The sequence below is a fragment of the Streptomyces sp. NBC_00390 genome (assembly GCF_036057275.1).
In the GTDB taxonomy this organism is placed as follows: domain Bacteria; phylum Actinomycetota; class Actinomycetes; order Streptomycetales; family Streptomycetaceae; genus Streptomyces.
Genome location: NZ_CP107945.1, coordinates 874,991 through 893,584 on the forward strand (window position 1 = coordinate 874,991; position 18,594 = coordinate 893,584).

Sequence of the window (18,594 nt, forward strand, 5' to 3'; positions counted from 1 at the left end):
GAGACCCCTGTATGACCACCTCCCCCACGCATATCACCTGCTCCTCACTGAGCTTCGCCTGGCCGGACGGCACGAGCGTCTTCGACGGCTTCCACATGGCGGTCGGCCCGGGCCGTACCGGGCTCATCGGCCTCAACGGATCAGGGAAGTCGACCCTGTTGAGGCTGATGGCAGGCGACCTCGCACCGACCGGCGGAGCGGTACGCGCTCTCGGCGAGATCGGCTACCTCCCGCAGAATCTGGTGCTCGACACCGCGCTACGGGTGGACGAGGTGCTCGGCATCGCCGCGAAGCGTGCCGCCCTGCACGCCATCGAGGCCGGTGACCCGAGCGACGAGCATTTCACCGCGATCGGCGACGACTGGGATGTCGAGGAGCGCGCACACGCCACGCTCGAACAGCTGGGCCTCGGACACATCGGCCTCGACCGCACCATCGGGGAGGTCTCGGGCGGTGAGGGCGTGCTGCTCCGGCTGGCGGCCCTGCTGCTCGCCCGCCCACGGATACTGCTGCTCGACGAACCGACCAACAACCTTGATCTGTACGCCCGTCAGCGGCTCTACGACGCGGTGGCCGGCTGGTCGGGCGTGATGGTCGTCGTCAGTCACGACCGCCGGCTGCTCGACCTCGTCGACCAGATCGCCGAGCTGCGCGACGGCGAAGTGAGCTGGTACGGAGGCAACTTCACCGCGTACGAGCGAGTGGTCGCGGTCGAGCAGGAGGCCGCGGAGCGCATGGTGCGCGTCGCCGAGGCCGACGTACAGCGCCAGAGGCGCGAACTGGTCGACGCGCACGTCAAGTTGGCCCGCCGCAAGCGGTACGGCCAGAAGATGTGGGACTCCAAGCGGGAGCCGAAGATCGTGATGGGTGCGCGGAAGAGGGCCGCACAGGAGTCCGCGGGCAAGCACCGCATCATGCACACGGAGCGGCTCGCCGATGCGAAGGAGCGGCTGGGCGAGGCCGTGGACGCGGTGCGCGACGACGACGAGATCCGTATCGAGCTGCCGTTCACCAAGGTCCATCCCGGCCGCGGCGTACTGCGGCTGAGTGATCTCCGGCTGCCGTACGGGGCCGAGGTGCGCGGCGAGCTGGAGGTGCGCGGCCCGGAGCGCGTCGCGCTCGTCGGCCGCAACGGCGCGGGCAAGACCACCCTGCTGCGGACGATCGCCGGTGAGCTGACGCCGCTCGCGGGCACTGCGGTGGCCGAGGTGCCGTTGCGTTTCCTGCCGCAGCGGCTCGATGTGCTCGACGACGGGCTGAGCATCGCGCAGAACGTGGCACGGTTCGCTCCCGAGGCCACGGACAACCGGATCAGGGCGCGCCTGGCGCACTTCCTGTTCCGGGGCGCACGGGCCGATCAGCCGGCCGGAACCCTGTCGGGCGGCGAGCGCTTCCGTGCGGCGCTGGCCGCGCTGCTGCTCGCCGAACCGGCGCCGCAGCTGCTGATGCTCGACGAACCGACGAACAACCTGGACATGGCGAGCGTGCGCAGGCTGACTGCGGCGCTGGAGTCGTACGAGGGCGCGCTGATCGTGGCGAGCCACGACGTGACGTTCCTGGAGTCGATCGGCATCACGCGCTGGCTGCTGCTGGACGGCGCGCTGCGCCCGACGACGGCGGAGGGGGTGCGGGAAGGCCTGCGGGAGCGGTGAGGGCTGCCGGGGGCGTACCGCCGCCCCCGGCAGCCGCACGGGCGCACCGGCCCGTCGGTGTTCGGGCCCGCCGCCACGGTTCGACGCCACGACCGGCGGGCACGCGGTTCCGCGGGGGATTCCCTCCCCCGGACCCGCGGGACATGATGGGCCCGCACCCGAGACACCAGGAGCGCCCGTGCCCAGCAGGAAAGCCCTGATCCGCCGCCCCAGCCCACGTCTCGCCGAGGGGCTGGTCACCCATGTCGAGCGTCGACCCGTCGACCCGGAGCTGGCGCTCGCCCAGTGGGAGACGTACGCCGGGGCACTGCGCGAGCACGGCTGGGAGACCGTAGAGGTGGCGCCGGCCGACGACTGCCCGGACGGGGTGTTCATCGAGGACACCGTGGTGATGTTCCGCAATGTCGCCCTCATCGCCCGCCCTGGCGCGGAGTCCCGGCGGCCGGAGACCTCCGCGGTCGAGGAGATGCTGGCACGGCTCGGCTGCTCGGTGAACTGGGTGTGGGGGCCGGGCACCCTGGACGGCGGCGATGTCCTCAAGGTCGGTGACACGATCTACGTCGGCCGCGGCGGCCGTACGAACGCCGACGGGGTGCAGCAGCTGCGGGCCGCCTTCGAGCCGCTCGGTGCGCGCGTCATAGCCGTCCCGGTGAGCAAGGTCCTGCACCTGAAGTCGGCCGTCACCGCGCTGCCGGACTCCACCGTCATCGGCTACCCGCCCCTGGTCGACAGCTTCTCCCACTTCCCGCACCACCTTCAGGTCCCCGAGGAGTCCGGGGCCCACGTGGTGCTCCTCGGCGGTGGAAAGCTGCTGATGGCGGCAAGCGCGCCGAAGACGGCGGAGCTGTTCGCGGACCTCGGCTACGAGCCCGTACCGGTGGACATCAGCGAGTTCGAAAAGCTCGAAGGCTGTGTGACCTGCCTCTCCGTACGACTGCGCGACCTGTATGCATAGTAGGACGTAACAGGACATTACGGTCGCGGGCTTGGCGAGCGGCTTACCGCCTGCTTAACCTACGGCTTCGTAACCTACGAGAACGTAGGTAGCTCTCCCGTCCCCAGGAGTACTCGTGACGATCACCTCTCCCCACCTCGGCAGCTCGGAAGCGTGGACCGACGCCCGGCTGCTGTACGCGCTGGAGGAGGTGGTGGAGAAGGAGCTCAACCGCCATCTCAAGGTTGCCAAGGACTGGATGCCGCACGAGTACGTACCCTTCTCCGACGGCCGCAACTTCCCCGGCTTCTTCGAGGACGGCGTGGCCTGGCAGCCCGACCACTCCAAGGTCACCGACATCGGCAAGATCGCGCTGGTGGTCAATCTCCTGACCGAGGACAACCTCCCCAGCTACCACCATGAGATCGCCTCGCTCTTCGGACGGGACGGCGCATGGGGCACGTGGGTGCACCGCTGGACCGCGGAGGAGGGCCGGCACGGCATCGTGATGCGTGACTACCTGCTCACCTCGCGCGCCGTCGACCCGGACAAGCTCGAGCAGTTCCGGATGGCCCACATGTCCGAGGGCTTCGAGTCGGACAACCGGCACTCGATGCTGCACTCGGTCGCGTACGTGGCCTTCCAGGAGCTCGCCACCCGGGTCTCGCACCGCAACACCGGACATCAGTCGGGCGACCCGGTCTGCGACCGGATGCTGGCGCGTATCGCGACCGACGAGAACCTGCACATGGTCTTCTACCGCAATCTGCTGGGCGCGGCCTTCGAGATCGCCCCCGACCTCACCATGCAGGCCGTGCGCGATGTCGTCGTGAACTTCCGGATGCCCGGGCACGGCATGCCCGGCTTCGAGCGGGCGGCCGCGCAGATGGCGATCGGCGAGATCTACAACCTGCGCATCCACCACGACGACGTGCTGCAGCCGGTGCTGCGCTTCCTCAAGGTCATGGAGATCGACGGGCTCGGCCCCGAGGGGCAGCAGGCTCAGGACGAGCTCGGCCTCTACATGGACGGGCTGAACTCCGAGGCCCTCAAGTTCGACGCGAAGCTCGAGGCCCGCAAGGCGCGACTGGCCGCGCGCGCGGCCCGCTGAGCCGCTCCGGGGGCGCGCGCCGCAGCGGGGGCCGCGCCCCGGGCCACCGGTCCGCAGAGCGGGCAGGTGGCGCATCCACCGCGACGAGGGTGGCCCTGCCGGCGGCCATCGGTCGCACCGTACGCTGTGCCGCGTGAAACCCCTGACCAGACTCGTCCTCTTCGGCGCGCCCGTGGCCATCGCCGCCGCCTTCGTCTCCGGTCCGGGCGGCGACGGCGAGCGGCCGGCCGACGACCCCGCCTTGCGGACCCGGCAGACAACGGCACCCGATCCGCTGAAAGCCGGGAGCGAGAGCGAGCAGAAGAAGCAGGACGCGCTGATCGACGCCATGCCGCCCGGGCTCGCCGCCCCGCTGAAGAAGGAGATGGCGGCGCGGCTGGTGGCGAGCGCGGAGAACTCGACCCTGGACTGGCGCAGCCTGTACGGGGCGATCGAGTACTCCGGGAACGGCGACGGCTACGTCGCCGGCATCATCGGCTTCTGCTCCGGCACGAACGACATGCTCCAGCTCGTCGAACACTTCACGAAGGAGCACCCGGGCAACCCGCTGGCCCCCTACCTCCCGGCCCTGCGCGCGGTCGACGGCACCGATTCCCGGGAGGGACTCGGCCCCCGCTTCGAGGCCGCCTGGACGAAGGCCGCCGAGGACCCCGCGTTCCGCACGGCCCAGGACGAGATCCGGGACCGGATCTACTTCGATCCCGCCGTACGGCTCGCGAAACTGGACGGACTGTCCACGCTGGGCCAGTTCATCTACTACGACGCCATGGTGCTGCACGGCCCGGGCCTCGGACCTGAGGGCTTCTACGGCATCCGTGAGGCGGCGATGCGCAAGGCCGACACGGCCGCGGAGGGCGGCGGCGAGAGAGCGTATCTCACCGCCTTCCTCGATGCACGGCGTGCCGTGATGATCCGGCAGAAGAGCGAACAGGCCAGGGACACCTCCCGGATCGACACCGCACAGCGGGTCTTCCTGCGCAGCGGGAACATGGATCTGGCGACGCCGCTGACCTGGCAGGTCTACGGGGAGGCCTTCCGCATCACGTCCGCGCAGCTGCCCGGCCGGCTCACCACGCCGCCTCCCGGTAGTCCTTGAGGAACACACCGGCCAGCGGCTCGCCCGCCTCGCCACGAACGATCGGGTCGTAGATCCGCGCCGCGCCGTCGACCACGTCCAGAGGCGTACGGCCCCCGGCGGCGGCGATACGCGCCTTGCGCGGCGCCGGGTTCTCGTCGGTGATCCAGCCGGTGTCGACGCTGCACATATGGACACCCTCGGCGGCCAGCTGCTGAGCGCTGGTGCGGGTGAGCATGTTCAGGGCCGCCTTGGCCATATTGGTGTGAGGGTGGCCGGACGTCTTGTTGCGTACGGCGAACCGGCCCTCCACGGCCGTCACATTGACGATGTACCGGCGCGGCCGCGGCGAGGCGAGCAGCAGCGGCAGCAGCCGGTCCGCCAGCAGCGTGGGCGCGAGGGCATTGACCAGCTGGGTCTCCAGCAGCTCGGCCGGGTCGAGGGACCCGAGCCGCGCCGACCACGAATTGCCGGGTGAGAGGTCGGGCAGCAGTCCGGCCTCGTCGGCGTCCTCCAGTACGAGGGCGAGCGCACCGCCCGTCCCCTCGATCGCGGCCATCGGCGCGAACCCGGGCGCGGTCAGCACCCCGGGCGCGGGCACACCGCTCTCACCCGCGGCGAGCAGCGCGTACGACTGCGGTGGCCGGCGTATCGTCTGGGCCGCGTTGTTGACCAGGATGTCGAGCGGGCGGCCCTCGCTCCGCAGCTGTTCACACAGTCCGAGCACCTGGCGCGGGTCGCGCAGGTCGACGGCGACGACGGTGATCCGGTCGAGCCACCGCTCACTGCCCGGCGCCGCCCGGAAGCGGCGCAGGGTGTCGTCGGGAAACCGGCTGGTCACGAGCAGCTCGGCGCCGTCGCGAAGCATCATGAGCGCCAGCTGGAACCCGATCTTCACCCGGCCGCCGGTGAGCAGGACGCGGCGGCCGGTGAGGTCGGTGGACAGGGCGCGGCGCGCGGTGTTGTCGGCCGCGCAGGGCGGGCAGAGCCGGTGGTAGAAGCTGTCGACCTGTCGATAGAGGGCCTTGCAGACATAGCAGTGCCGTGCCCGTGTGTAGTACCTGACGGCACCCCGGCCCCGGCCCGCACCGGAGTCCGCCGCCGCTTCGAGCGGGGCGTCCTCACGCCGGTCGAGCGCACCGGTCGCGGTGCTGGCCGCGAGGGCCGCATCGGCCTCGGAGCGGGCATTCCGGAAGGCCTTGCGGCGCTTGTTGCGGCTCTCTCGTGCGAAGGATGCGGCGATCTCCTCGCCCCGCATCCGCAGGGGATGCCCCAGAGGCAGGGCGCGCAGCCGTCGTACCGTCAGGTCGAATGTCTCGAGATCGTCGCTCGTGACCTGGTCGTTCATGTGATCCACCACCCCCGTGTGTCCGGTGATCCTAACGACCGGCCGTCAATGCGAGCATCCGGATATCCCACCACCCGTACGAGGTACGGCATGTATCCGGTCCGGTCGATGCTCTGCCAAGGTGGTCGGCCATGAATGGCCTTCTTCAGGCGGACATGAATCAACTGGGCCGCTTCTCCCGTGCGCTGGACCGCTCACTGACCTCACTCGCCGAGGCGAGACACGGGCTGGAGCATGTCCGCGCCGACCAGCTCGGCACGAAGGAACTGGACGACGCGTGCGACGCCTTCCAGAAGCGCTGGAAGTACGGCGCGCAGCAGCTGGATTCACGGATCAAGTCGGTGAACGACGGGGTGAAGGCCAGCCACAAGGGCTACACGGAGGTCAACACGGCGATCGCCGCGGCGTTCCTGGCGGTGGAAACAGGGGACGCACATGCCTGAGTATCCGTACCTGGGCTGGGACCCCGTGCCGGGCAGCCCCACGGCGATCGATGCCCTGCAGAAGAAGCTCACGACGTCGGCGACGGCACTGGGCACCGCCCACAAGCTGGTCGAGCAGCTCCTGGGCGAGAGTTCGCACTGGCGCGGCGAAGCGGCGACGGCGTTCCGCGACTCGCTGGACGGCGAGCTCCCCCGCCACTTGAAGAACGCCCACCGCTCGGTGTCGAAGGCGGCGGCCCAACTGCGCACCTGGCACGACAACCTGGTGGGCTACCAGGCGACGGCGACGCGCTACGAGACCCGCGCGAAGCTCGACCATGCGGCACTGTCCCGGGCGGAGTCCCACCACGACGCGGTCAGCGCCACGCCGGAGATCGCCCGGTCCGAACTCTCGGCGGCGACGGCCGCGGTGACGAGCGCCCGGGAGGCCCTGGCCACGGTCCGGGCCCAGGCCCGCGAACTGGAGGAGACGCACCGGGCGGAGGCGTCACGCATCGCGAAGTCGCTGACCGAGGCGACGGACAGGTTGGCGCCGCGGGAGCCGGGGGTGATGGACCAGGTTCTGAAGTGGATCGACGAGGACCTGGGGGATTTGCTGTCCGATGTTTCCGCCATCGCGGGCTTCCTGGCCTTGGCCATCGGCCCGGTCTTTCCGCCGGCGGGGCTGGTGCTGATGCTGGTGGCGACGGGTGCCAGCATCGGCGCTCTCACACTGCATCTGGCGGATTCCAAGATGCGCAAGTCTCTCAAGGACGGTTTCACCAAAGGCGAGTTCGACGCCGACTTCTGGGACAGCGCGGTCACGTTGACGGGCGACGCGCTCGGCTCGGTTCCCGGCGTCGCCGCGATCGCGCACGGTGCGAAGTCCGCGAGGACTGCAGTCCAGGCTGCGAGTGCTGCGGCGGATTCCGGCACGCTTGCGGCGACGGTTGCGGGCGGGCGGGGGTTCTCCAGCGGCGTATGGAACGCAACGGACGACCTGCGTCAAGTGGAGAACCCGCTCACTGAGTGGGCGCTGCAGAGTACGCCGCGGTACGTGAAGGAAGGTGTCAAGTACACGTTCGCAGGGGCAGGAGCAGCAACGGCGATCACGCATCTCTCGCCGTACGACGATCACGAGACCGTTGCCCACACCGGCACGGCCGTTGATGGCACTCGCGCCGTGCTCGACGACGGCCCCAGCTCTATGGCCAAGGCTGCTCAAGCCTGGACTTCACTGGCACGCTGATCTCAACCTCGCAAGGCGGTTCTCATGCCAAATTCTCAACCCCCGCTTTGGTTCCGGTTACCTCCTGGCTACCACAACCTCGATGCCATTGGGGCAACAGAGATCGAACAGGTGTCACTGGCGGTCCTGCCCCTCGTCCTCGAGAACGAGCAGTTCGTTGAGCGCGCACATACCGAACTTCGCACAGTTCTCGAGCTCATCAGCAGGCTGGACGTCGACGCCGGAGTGCATGCCTCGATCGGTGTCCATCCTGACGGCGAGAACGGTGCGAGCGTTTCCCTGTTCTCTCTGTCCGTAAAGGAAATCGAAGCACGTACACCAGCCCTTGCGGCAGCCCAAGGCGCACTCGCGGTCGCCAACTCGTCGATCTGGCAGGCCCACACCTGCAGGTTCATCGGGTTACCAGCTGGCGTACCCGCCGGTCTGGTCGTCGGGTTGCTGGCTCCACCGCCTGTCGAGCTGCTCGAGCACGCCGGAATCTGCGCGCCGGTGTGCGAGGTCTTTCAGGCACGGCTGACCGTGCCGTTCCCGACCGGCAGGCATCTTGCCGTAGCCGATCTCACGAGCACTGCGACCCGCCACGCGGACTCTTACGCCGACATCCTCGAATGCATCGCTGGAACTATGACCTTCGCCGACCCTGAGATGTCAACGGCACCGGCTCCGAGGCATTCCCGCATCCTGGAGCTGTTCTGATGACTTCTCTGCCACTTGCGCTCCCTCTGTCCAAGGCGGCCTTCGATCACCCGCCCACAGCCTTGGGGCACCGGCGACTTGTTCTCAAGCGCCGAATCTGGTCGGGCGGGATGCTCGCGTTCGGTGCCGCATGGTCGTACATGGGGGTGGTCACTCCCCCGTCGGACATGGCCTCGCTGATCATCGCAAGCGTCCTGTTCTACCCGCTCACCCTGGGCGTCACCTTGCTCGCCCTACGCCGCACCCGCCGCAACGCCGCCATCCTCAAGACGTACCCCTGGCGCGCCTTCCCCTGCGAGTACCCCCACCGCTCGCTCGAGAGCCCCAAGGTCATCAGGATCAGGTTCACCGACGACCACGCCCCGATTCTCAGGTTCACGCCGTTCTCCGTGAACCTCAAGGAGAAGCAGAACCCTCGGCCGGACATGATCTGGTTCGCCGGCGACATCCGGTACGGAGGCGTGGTCTCGCCCGTCGGCGGGCACTTTCCCGTGCGGGTCGTGCCCGATGCGCGCCGGGAAGCCGTACCGGACGGGACCCCCGAGGAGGACGAGCTCGCCGAGCGGGCGGACCTGGTCAGAGGCGGGAAGGTGCGGACCACCTAGGGCTCAGCGCGGCGTGCGCTCCGCGCGCCGGAGGCTGTGGCGTTCCTTTTCCGAGAGGCCGCCCCAGACGCCGAACCGCTCGTCGTTGGCGAGCGCGTACTCCAGGCACGCCACGCGGCCCTCGCACGCCCCGCACAGTTGCTTGGCCTCGCGGGTGGATGAGCCTGGGGCCGGGAAGAAGAACTCCGGGCCGGCCTGGGCGCACAACGCGGTCTCCTGCCAGGAGAGTTCTTGGTCGGTGATGATGTTGATCGGCATGACTGACACGTTGCCGCCCGGCGATAAACGCCGAGTCAATGAAGCATCAACGAAGCCCGAGGGGTCAGGCCGGCGTCTCCACACCCTGCATGACCGCGAACTTCGCGCCCGCCGTGTCGGCCAGCTTGGCGAAGCGGCCCACGCCCTCCATCTCCACCGGGGCCATCCGGACCGTCGCTCCCAGCTGCTGGGCAATGGCCACCGTCGCGTCGCAGTTGGCGGCCGCGAAGTACGGCAGCCAGTACGGGTCGCCCTGCGCTTCCAGCGGGTCCGAGGCGAGGGGTACGAAGCCGCCGAACATGGCGTCCGCGCCCGCTCCGGCCGGGTTCACCATGGTGTACGTGCCGCTCCCGTCCGGCAGCGGCATGGTGGAGGTCTCCCAGCCGAAGACCGCGGCGTAGTGATTGAGCGCCGCATCGGGCTCCGGGGTGTAGAGCTCCAGCCAGACCACGGCGCCGGGATCGTTCACGACGTCCAGGCCCTTGTTCTTGCCGGGCTGCCAGGCGGCGTAGCGGGCGCCGGCCGGGTCGGTGAAGATCGCCATTCGGCCCAGGTCGAAGACGTCCATGGGTTCGAGTGCGACGCCGCCGCCGTTGTCCATGACCGTTTTCGCCGTGGCATCGAGGTCCGGCGACTGGAAGTACACGCTCCAGGCGGGCGGGCCCTGCTCCGGGGGGACAGTCATCGCGCCCGCGGCGGTCCTGCCCTCCAGCTGGAACATGCCGTAGCCGCCCGCGTCGGGTCCTGCCGACCGGAAGGACCAGCCGAACACGCCCCGGTAGAAGGTTTCCGCGGCGTCCATGTCCGGCGTCCCGAGGTCGATCCAGTTCGGGGTGCCGGTGACATAAGGGGTGGTGAGCATGGTCCGCTCCTCTGCGGGGTCCCCCCGTATTGACTGTCCCGAGTCTGCTACCGATCCGGGACCGGCGCACCCAGTAAGGCCCCAGGCGGGTCCCCTCGCCGCGAAGTCCGTTGCGCCTGTGCCGCCCGCTCATGCAGGATTCCTGTCCATGACCACCCGAAAGGCCCATGCCGCGTAGTCGCCCGCCGCTGCTGCCCTCGGCCCATGCGCCGCCGGACCGCGTGATCAGTCGCCCGAGTCCGCCGCCCCCCGCCGAGGAGCACCATGGAAACCACCTCACTCACTCCGTACGCCCGGCTGCCGCGCGCCCATGCGCGGCGGACGATCCTGAGCAGCACCGTCGACGCGTTCGGGCAGGCCCATTGGCTGCTCGCCGGGCCGGAGCGCGGTTCGGTCTACGACGCGCTGGTCGTCACGGTCGACGACGGTCGGGTGCACGAGACGCGGCTGAGCGCCGTGACCGCGCGATACCCCCATATGGAAGCACTTCCCGACGGCGGCTTCGTCGTCGCCGACGCCCGCCGCCGCGGGAATGCGGATCACGTCCAGGTCTTCGACGCACTGGGCCGACCGTCGTGGTCCTTCGCCGTCGGCGACGGAATCGGGCACCTGCTCGCCGACGAGTCCGGCGCTCTCTGGGTGGGTTACTTCGACGAAGGCGTCTTCGGCGACGACCCGCTCAGTTCGCCCGGCGTGCGCTGCTGGTCGCCGACCGGTGAGGCGGTGTGGACGCTGAAGCCGGCCTCCGAGGTCGAGTACGTCGCGGACTGCTATGCGCTGAACGTGCATGCGGGCACGGCATGGGCATACCCGTACACCGAGTTTCCCCTGCTCCGGATCCGTGCCGGACGTCCCGTGACCGTATGGACCACTCCGGTGAGCGGAGCCAGTGCCATCGCGGTGCACGGCCAGGGTGTCGCCCTGTTCGGCGGGTACGGGGGCGACAGTGACCGCCTGGTGCTTTGCACCCTCACCAAGACCTCCGCCGAGCCCTACTCGCACGGGACGCTCGTCCGGCCGGACGGCTCGGCGATCGGCCGCCGCCGAGTGGTCGGCCGCGGCCCGCGGATCTTTGTCCAGGCCGAGCCGTACACCGCCTGGGAGGTGTGGGACCTGTCAGCGGCAGAGTGACCGGAGCCGCGGCCCGGGTGACCTGCTCAGGAGCCCTCGGGTTCGCAGCGGGCGCGGCGCCACGCCCCCTCGAACTCGTCCGCGCCGATCTCCATGGCCGCGTAGCGCGGATCGTGGAGGTCGTGGGGCGGGTTGAACGGCCAGTCGTCGGGCCCCGTCCTGATCCCTTCGTCCTGCGGGCCGATCTCGACCTGGCGCAGCCGTCGCCCGTCCGGTCCGAGCTCCATCAGCCAGAGCGTTCCCTCGCCGTCCTCCCGCTCACCCAGGTACACGCGGTCCCGGCCCGCCAGAACACCGAAACCGGGCTGGTCACGCTGGGCGTCCCGCTGCGCGCGGAAGCGGGACAGCGGGCCGGGGTCCGGCGCGTCGAGACGGATTTCCTCCAGATCCCAGGTCTCCGCCCGCCGCACGGAGTCCGCATCCGTGACCACCTCGACCTCGGCGCAGGCCTCGACGATCTCCCGCGCGGAGTGCGCCCACACCCACCACCACACTCCGCCCATCCCGTAGTCATGGAGGACCAAGTGGCGCGTCGTGCCTGCCTCAGCCTGTTCACTCATGGTTCTTGAGCGTCTCTGATCAGCTAAGCGAACCCGTGCGAACCGTGGGGTCGGGTGTGGGTTCTGTCCACCTGGGTGGGGAAGCGTGAGCGTGGAGGTGGAATCCGACGCCGAGTGCTGCTCCGCGTGGCCGGTGCCGGCCGGTGGTGGGTGTGCTGATCGTGGTCACGCTCTGGTGCCGGTGGGCTGCGCGGGGCAGCGGTGTCCGGTCCGTTGGTGCGTGTCCCTCCGGACGCTGGCCGGTGCGACCCGAGGGCCGTGCCGGGGAGGGAACCTCACGTCGCCTGGGCGTGAGGCGGTTGGTTCGTGGCCGGGTCGGACTGGTCTTGGACCGGTCCGTCCGGCCGGCCTTCGGGACCGTCGTGATGACGGCCTTGGCCTCCATCGCGTCGACCACGGCGCGGATCACCATCGTGCCGCTGGCGCGGTCGACGACGGTCTTGGTCTGGTGGGCGAGGCCGCGGGCGGCGATCCGTCGCCAGGCTCCTTGGTCCCGGTCGCCCTGCCAGCGGCAGCCGGGGCAGATGGCCCACTTCCATCCCGCACGGTGGGCCGATCGGGGGCCTTGCGGTGCCGCAGCGGGGTGAGGCAGCTGGGGCAGTGCTTGGAGGTGTTGCGCGGTGGGACGGTGACGACGGCGATACCGGTCTCGGCGGCGAGGTGCCGCATGCGGTCGGCGATCTGACCGCGCACGGTCTGGGACATGCGAATGTTGTGGGTGCGGCCCATGCCGCCGGCTTCCATCGACCGGAGGTCTTCGAGGTAGATGACCGTGGCCCCGGCCGCGACGGCCTGGTCCACGGCCCAGCGAGCGCCGGCCCAGGCGAGGGCGTCGTTGAGGTTCGAGCGGCGCTCGGAGACACGGCGGATCTCCTCCGCCAGCGTGGCGGCCTTGCCGTCCAGGGCGGAGTCGGCAAGGCGGGCGTACTGGTCGGCCTTGGCGTGCAGGCGCTCGGAGATCTTCCGCAGCCGGTGCTGCTTGGCGAGTATCCCGGCGGCACGGAACTGACCGCCGATGCCGAGGGCGGTGATCTTCCCGTCGGGGTGGAGTCGGCCCGCGCCTGCGCTGAGGAGGGTATTCAGGCCCCAGTCCACACCCAACGCCACCTTGTGCCCGGTGCGCTGGGTCTTCGGCACGGCGTGGGTGTAGGCGAGGTCGGCACGGACTTTCCCGCCCGTGATGCGCAGGGTGGGCAGGTGGATGACCGCGTTCGCCGGGACCGTGGGCGGCAGCGCGATCGCGCACTCCACCCAGGTCCAGTCGCGGTATGCCTGCGGGTCCGGGCGGGTGGGCAGTTGCAAACGCAGCAGGGCCTTCGTCGGCTCCGTGGCGGACCGCTCGACGGTGGCCTGCTGTCCGTCACACGCGGCGAGGAGCAGCATGTGCGGCACACGCGGCGTCGACTCCAGCTCGAACAGGTCGGCCGGCAGCCGCCCGTTGCTCCGCTCGAACGAGACGATCTGGCGGGTTCGGGACCGGATGATGCTGGACGGCAGGTACTCGCCGCCCGGTATCGCGGCACGTACCGCGTCCCACTCCTCGCCAGTTTCGTCGCGGCAGCCGAGCTTCTTCGGGTGCAGCACTTCCACGGCGACCCCGTACACGGCGAACAGCCGCTTCAGCCAACCCACCCCGAAACGCGCCAGCCGATCCTCGTGCGTCACGCGGACCACGGTCACCGAGCCGTCCGACACCATCGCCAACACCCGGTTCAGACCCGGCCGGTTCTCCTTCAGGCCCGAGGCACGGTCGCGGAGAACCTTGACGATCTCACCGGTCGAGGTGGCCCGCAGTTCCTGCTCCTGAGCTTCCAGCGAAGACACCTGCCCGGACGAGCCGGACACGCGTACGTACAGAAGCTCCAGCCGCGGACGGGAGGAATTACTGCCACGCTTCATGGTCTCCACGTCAACCGAGGAGAACCGGCGCTCGCGACCGACCCACATGTACGGGATCTTGCCGTCGAGAGCCCACTGACGAAGCGTCATCGGGTGTATCCCGAGACGCTTCGCAGCCTTGGACAAACGCAGCAACTCCACGCACACGATCACACATGCGCAACACTAGGGATAACTAATGAAGTTGATGAGCCTACGCCGCACCGATCACGGCCCGGCCCCCGAGGGTTGACCTGGTGCACGCTCCAGGACCTACCGTCGCCCCATGGCCGGCGAAAAGCCGCGACGAACCGCTGCCGACGCAGGCCGGCAGCAGAACAGGGACTGCACATGAGCACCGAACGCCGGGCCTCCGAGCAGGCCCGCCAAGACCGCTTCGACCACGGGATGGAGGTACTCGGCCGCGTCGACGGCGAGGCCGGCCGCAGGGTCGTCGACTCGCTTGCCGACGTATCGCCCGAGCTGGGCCACCAGATCGTCGCCTGGGCCTTCGGCGACATCTACGACCGGCCCGGCCTCGCGCCCCGCGACCGGCAGCTCGTCACACTCGGGATGCTCACGGCCCTCGGCGGGTGCGAGCCGCAGCTCGAGATACACATCAACGCCGCACTCAATGTGGGGCTCGCACCCGAGGAGATCGTGGAGGCGCTGCTGCATTCGGCCGTCTACTGCGGCATGCCCAGGGCGCTCAACGCCACGTTCGTCGCCAAGAAGGTCTTCGGCGAGCGGGGGCTCCTGCCCGTCGCGACGCAGTAGCCGTAGAGATCAGTGCGGATGCAGGTGCCGGGAGAAGAACGAGAGCATGCAATGACGCACTGCGGGCACCGATCTCGCCGGGGCGATCGCACCGACCAGGTTGATCCGGTCGCCGGCGGCCATCACCCCCGCGGCCTGCAACTGGGGCGCGATGGCGGCGTAGTCGGTGAACACCCAGTGCGCGGCGTTGTGAAGCCCACGCCGACGGGTGCGCCCTTGCGGGTGGGCGAGCATGGCCGACCAGGAACACTCCAGCCCGCGTCGGTCGATGAAGCCGTCGGTTCCCAGCAGAAGCAGCGGCCGGTCCACCCCGTACCGGGCGACGGGAAACAACTCACCTTCCTTTCCCGGTGCCTTGGGCGGGTGGTCCAGATAGCCTTCCATGTTGACCGCGGCACGGATGCGGCGATCCTCGTACATCGTCTCGGCGGCGGTGGTGCCTCCCGCTGAGTGGCCGTACATGCCCACACGCCGCAGGTCCAGCGCACGGCCGAGATCCTGCGGCAAGGCACGTCCCTGGGCGTCCGGGTTCCGTCCGGCCGCCAGGACTTCCAGCTGGTCCAGCACGAACCGGGTGTCCGCGATCCGGGTGTCGAACGCGGTGCGGAAGAGCTGTGGGTCCTGCCGGGGATCTCCCGTGAACACCGTGTGGCGGACCTTGTCCCTCCCCGTCATCCCGCCAGGGAACGAGACTTCACTGGCATCGCCGGGGTGATCGATGGTCACCACCACATGGCCGTGGCTCGCCAGCTCTTCGGCGACCCCGGTGCCCATCGTGCGCGGGTCGCCGCCTCCCGGGCTGTAGACCAGCACCGGGCGCCGCACGGGCTGCGCGGGTGCGTCCGTGTGCGCATGCGTCATGGTGGCCGCCCAGTTCACGCCGTTCGCCGGCAAGTGGTGCACGGACGCGTCGATCGCCTTGAACAGATCGACGGCATCGGCGGCCATCTGCGGAGCGAGCGGGTATCCGCGGACGGTGCGGGCCGGATAGAAAACGGTGACCATCACTTCCCGGACGGGGATCTCAGGGACCCACGGGTCGCGCCGGGAACGATCGACCAGATGGAGCGTGGTCACCCCGATCCGGTGCGGACCGGTCGGCGACGGCAGCCGCACGACGACATCACCGCTGCCCCGCGCCCGTGTTCGTCCCGGGGCGTGTGCATGTGCGACGCCACCACCGCCCGCGAGCAGCGTCGCCACTGCCAATACGGCCGACTTGGCGACGGTCCGTCGGCCTACGCCGGTGGTACCCGCCCGCCCAGGGCCGGAGTCTTCTTGCAACATGGCTCCCCTTGTACCTCTGTGACATCAGTCCTTGCGCCTCACGGCGGCCCCCTGAATGAATGAAGGAGGCATGACCGAACACTGCCGCCCGGCGGGGAGTGCGGGCGATCGTTCAGGTACTGACCGAAACGATGGCGCAGCGCCGCCCGGGAGAGTAGTGATCCGGATCCATTTCACGGCCGCCGACTTCGCCCGCGTCCGCTTCGCGTCCCGTCCGGCTCCGTTGCAGGAACTGAACGCGGCCCTCATGACGATGACCCGCCCCACCGACGAGTTGCTCTTCGGCCACTGGCGACGACGACTGCTGCGGTCCTTGCCCGCCACCGTCCTGCCGCTGAGGGACCTGGTCCCCGCGGATGAGGCCCCCCGGTTCATCGACGTGCTCGGCGACTCTTTGCGGGAGAGTCTGGATCTCGTCCGGGCCTCACAACCGGACCTGGTCCGCTCCGAGATCGAGCGGGTGTACGCCCGGCGCACCTCCCCGGTTCCGCCGTGGATCCGAGACCTGCACCGGGGCGACGCCGATGCATGGGACATCCTGCGTCGCGCACAGCATGCGGCGTTCGATGCGGTGGTGCGCCCCGTATGGCCTGTGGTGCAGCACCTGCACCAGGCGGAATTCACCCGTCACGCCCTGGCCGTGGCCGAGCACGGCACAGGCGCCGTGCTCGCCTCGCTGGTCCCCGGCGCCCGGCTGCGGGACGACGTCTGGGAGTTCGAGGGATCCGGTGCGCGGGACGTCGCGCTGCGCGGTCGCGGTGTGGTGCTCCTGCCCACGTTCCACTGGACGGCCCATCCCGTCGTCTCCTGTGTGCCCGACCGCCCCGTGATCGTGAGCTACCCGGCCGGTCCGGGCCTGCCGCTCTCGCCGGCCGGCCCGGGCAGCACGGACGACGCGCTGGCCGGGGTGCTCGGGCGCACCCGCTTCGAGGCTCTGCTCCTGCTCGCGCAGGAGCACACGACCAGCCGACTCGCCCGGCGGCTGGGCGTCAGCAATGCCACCGCTTCCGCTCATGCCGCCGCGCTGCGCGGCGCCGGCCTGATCACCACGGTCCGCGCCGGGCGGGCGGTCCTGCATCAACGCACTGCTCTGGGGAGCCTCCTGGTTCAGCGACGGGGCAGCTGCCGGGGAAACGCAAGCGGCTCGCACACGCCACCGGACAGCCCCTGGCCCTCCTAGACCCTGTCCGGGCGATCTTCGAGGTTCAGCCTGCGGCGTCAGATGCATGGGGCCTCCCCAGGCCCACCAGGGCCGAGACATGGGGCCTCCCCAGGCCCACCAGGGCCGAGACATGGGGCCTCCCCAGGCCCACCAGGGCCGAGGCATGGGGCCTCCCCAGGCCCACCAGGGCCGAGACATGGGGCCTCCCCAGGCCCACCAGGGCCGAGGGGACGTATCGCAGGCCGGTAGGGGTACCGCCCGGCCGGAGGCTGGGGAAGATCGCCCTCGTACCGGACGCACTTGGGCGACTCCGACAACACAGCGAGGTGCCGTAGCTGGGGGTACCTCCTGGGGGTCCCCCCGGACGGAGTCCTGGGGGAGAAGCTCTGGGGGAGCGTCGCAGGCCCGACAAGATCGCCCCGGCAGGGCCTAGTGGTCGTGCCCGCCGGCCCCCGGCTTTGCGGCCGCGGGGTGGTGCGGCTCGTGGCCCGGGATCGTGCCGTCCGGCTTGGCCACCAGGAAGAGGCCGGCCATGCCCATGTCCGAGTGGCTCTGGACGTGGCAGTGGTACATCCACGCGCCCGCGCCGACATGCTCGCCCGCGATGATCTGGAAACCGAAGGAGTCCGCGGGGCCGGTGATCTTGTTGTCGATCACGCGGCTGACGTCTTCGGGGCCGGAGAGCAGGCCCGTCCTGTTGTCCGCCCAGCGGTGACCGTGCATATGGAAGGTGTGGTAGTACTCGCCGTGCGTGATCATGATGATCTCGACGCGATCACCCACGGTGGCCTGGAAGTCGGGCGGGTCGGCGGCAGGGCGGTTGTTGATCGTCATGTCGTTGAAGACGATGGTGAACTGCTTGTCCGGCAGGATGTCGCCCTTGCGGCGCACCACAACCGCACCGTAGAGGCCCTTGCGGATGCCCCCGGTGCCGTGGTCCGTGCCCACCACGTGGTCGTGGTAGTGCCAGTAACCGGCGCTCCCCGGACGGTAGGTGCCGTCGGTGCGCTTGCCGGGCGCGTGGGTGCGCCACGTGTAGGTGCGTGTGGCGCCGGGTTCGACATGGCTCTTGCTCATGCGGGTGCCGTCGTTGGCGATGTCGTAGTCCACTCCGTGCGGGTGGAGGCTGACCGGCACGTCCATCAGGTTCTCGAACTCGATATGGAGGGTGTCGCCCTCGACGAGTTCGATCAGCGGGCCCGGGACCGTCGCCTTGCCCTGCTCCAGGCCGTATCCCATCCGGCCGTCGGCCAGTTTCTCGGCGACGAGCTTGAGATGGCGTACCCGACCGCCGGCCGGGGCAGTCTCCGGTGCGCCTGTGGCAACCGGCGCCGCGTTGGAGGCGGAAGCAAGTGATAACGATGTCACACTCGTCGCGGCGACCGCGCCACCCGCGAGCATCCGCCGGTTGAAGCTCCGTCTGTCCATGCCGAACTCTCCAGTGCTGTACGGAGATTGACGGGGCGAAGGTGACCCCGGGGACGGGCTCACGGTAGCCGGGGGATCTCGGTTCATCCACACACAGGACAAAGTTTGTGCCATTGCGGTCCCGCCTATTGGCGAACCGCGAAAAGAGGTCTAGCTTCA

The 18,594-nt window shown here is 69.7% G+C and carries 18 protein-coding genes; 11 read left to right on the forward strand and 7 right to left on the reverse strand.

From position 1 onward, the window contains the following. Positions 1-11: 11 nt before the first annotated feature. From OHS70_RS03690 to OHS70_RS03705, 4 genes are all read left to right on the forward strand, one after another. The gene (locus tag OHS70_RS03690) at positions 12-1,652 is read left to right on the forward strand and encodes an ABC-F family ATP-binding cassette domain-containing protein (RefSeq protein ID WP_328393580.1); all 1,641 of its coding nucleotides are present in this window, start codon (positions 12-14) and stop codon (positions 1,650-1,652) included. Between the two features lie 178 nt (positions 1,653-1,830). Next, entirely contained in the window at positions 1,831-2,607 is a 777-nt protein-coding gene (gene ddaH, locus OHS70_RS03695; RefSeq protein ID WP_328393582.1) for a dimethylargininase, read from the forward strand. 115 nt (positions 2,608-2,722) lie between these two features. After that, a complete protein-coding gene (locus OHS70_RS03700) occupies positions 2,723-3,697 on the forward strand; it encodes an acyl-ACP desaturase (RefSeq protein ID WP_328393584.1) in 975 nt (324 codons plus the stop codon). 142 nt (positions 3,698-3,839) lie between these two features. Continuing rightward, positions 3,840-4,793, forward strand: coding sequence for a chitosanase (locus tag OHS70_RS03705; protein WP_328405391.1), 954 nt, complete (start codon positions 3,840-3,842; stop codon positions 4,791-4,793). Here the strand turns inward: OHS70_RS03705 and OHS70_RS03710 are convergent. Continuing rightward, positions 4,765-6,120: an SDR family oxidoreductase gene (locus OHS70_RS03710; RefSeq protein ID WP_328393586.1), complete on the reverse strand. Its 1,356-nt coding sequence runs from the start codon at positions 6,118-6,120 to the stop codon at positions 4,765-4,767. The two genes, OHS70_RS03705 and OHS70_RS03710, sit on opposite strands and share 29 nt — an antisense overlap. Before the next feature lie 131 nt (positions 6,121-6,251). On the opposite strand from OHS70_RS03710, the gene OHS70_RS03715 reads away from it, so the two are divergent. From OHS70_RS03715 to OHS70_RS03730, 4 genes are read left to right on the forward strand one after another with little or no spacing between them, the layout of a single operon-like run. Beyond that, on the forward strand, positions 6,252-6,563 hold the full coding sequence (locus tag OHS70_RS03715; protein ID WP_328393588.1) for a hypothetical protein: 312 nt from the start codon (positions 6,252-6,254) through the stop codon (positions 6,561-6,563). Then, positions 6,556-7,791 carry a putative T7SS-secreted protein gene (locus tag OHS70_RS03720; protein ID WP_328393590.1) on the forward strand — a complete coding sequence of 412 codons (1,236 nt, stop codon included), beginning with the start codon at positions 6,556-6,558 and terminating at the stop codon, positions 7,789-7,791. Before OHS70_RS03715 ends, OHS70_RS03720 begins: the two co-directional genes overlap by 8 nt. Positions 7,792-7,815: 24 nt before the next feature. Further along, complete coding sequence (locus OHS70_RS03725) at positions 7,816-8,487, forward strand: hypothetical protein (RefSeq protein WP_328393592.1); 672 nt, start codon at positions 7,816-7,818, stop codon at positions 8,485-8,487. Next, entirely contained in the window at positions 8,487-9,092 is a 606-nt protein-coding gene (locus OHS70_RS03730) for a hypothetical protein (RefSeq protein WP_328393594.1), read from the forward strand. Before OHS70_RS03725 ends, OHS70_RS03730 begins: the two co-directional genes overlap by 1 nt. 3 nt (positions 9,093-9,095) lie before the next feature. On the opposite strand, the gene OHS70_RS03735 is transcribed toward OHS70_RS03730, so the two are convergent. Both OHS70_RS03735 and OHS70_RS03740 read right to left on the reverse strand, forming a co-directional pair. Beyond that, the gene (locus tag OHS70_RS03735) at positions 9,096-9,350 is read right to left on the reverse strand and encodes a WhiB family transcriptional regulator (protein ID WP_328393596.1); all 255 of its coding nucleotides are present in this window, start codon (positions 9,348-9,350) and stop codon (positions 9,096-9,098) included. Between the two features lie 64 nt (positions 9,351-9,414). After that, a complete protein-coding gene (locus OHS70_RS03740; protein WP_328393598.1) occupies positions 9,415-10,212 on the reverse strand; it encodes a VOC family protein in 798 nt (265 codons plus the stop codon). Positions 10,213-10,476: 264 nt separating this feature from the next. Here OHS70_RS03740 and OHS70_RS03745 point away from each other — a divergent pair, with 264 nt between their 5' ends. Continuing rightward, positions 10,477-11,343 (forward strand): hypothetical protein, encoded by an 867-nt coding sequence (locus OHS70_RS03745; protein ID WP_328393600.1) that lies wholly within the window; start codon positions 10,477-10,479, stop codon positions 11,341-11,343. 26 nt (positions 11,344-11,369) lie between these two features. Here the strand turns inward: OHS70_RS03745 and OHS70_RS03750 are convergent, their stop codons facing one another. Both OHS70_RS03750 and OHS70_RS03755 read right to left on the reverse strand, forming a co-directional pair. After that, complete coding sequence (locus OHS70_RS03750; protein ID WP_328393602.1) at positions 11,370-11,903, reverse strand: hypothetical protein; 534 nt, start codon at positions 11,901-11,903, stop codon at positions 11,370-11,372. Between the two features lie 405 nt (positions 11,904-12,308). After that, a complete protein-coding gene (locus OHS70_RS03755) occupies positions 12,309-13,955 on the reverse strand; it encodes a recombinase family protein (RefSeq protein ID WP_328393604.1) in 1,647 nt (548 codons plus the stop codon). 177 nt (positions 13,956-14,132) lie between these two features. Between OHS70_RS03755 and OHS70_RS03760 the strand changes: the two genes are divergently transcribed. Next, positions 14,133-14,558: a carboxymuconolactone decarboxylase family protein gene (locus OHS70_RS03760; protein ID WP_328393606.1), complete on the forward strand. Its 426-nt coding sequence runs from the start codon at positions 14,133-14,135 to the stop codon at positions 14,556-14,558. Positions 14,559-14,567: 9 nt separating this feature from the next. On the opposite strand, the gene OHS70_RS03765 is transcribed toward OHS70_RS03760, so the two are convergent. After that, on the reverse strand, positions 14,568-15,845 hold the full coding sequence (locus OHS70_RS03765) for an alpha/beta hydrolase family protein (protein WP_328393608.1): 1,278 nt from the start codon (positions 15,843-15,845) through the stop codon (positions 14,568-14,570). A 157-nt stretch (positions 15,846-16,002) separates the two neighbouring features. Between OHS70_RS03765 and OHS70_RS03770 the strand changes: the two genes are divergently transcribed. Continuing rightward, on the forward strand, positions 16,003-17,025 hold the full coding sequence (locus OHS70_RS03770) for an ArsR family transcriptional regulator (RefSeq protein ID WP_328393610.1): 1,023 nt from the start codon (positions 16,003-16,005) through the stop codon (positions 17,023-17,025). Positions 17,026-17,436: 411 nt separating this feature from the next. On the opposite strand, the gene OHS70_RS03775 is transcribed toward OHS70_RS03770, so the two are convergent. Continuing rightward, entirely contained in the window at positions 17,437-18,435 is a 999-nt protein-coding gene (locus OHS70_RS03775; protein ID WP_328393612.1) for a multicopper oxidase domain-containing protein, read from the reverse strand. Positions 18,436-18,594: the final 159 nt, after the last annotated feature.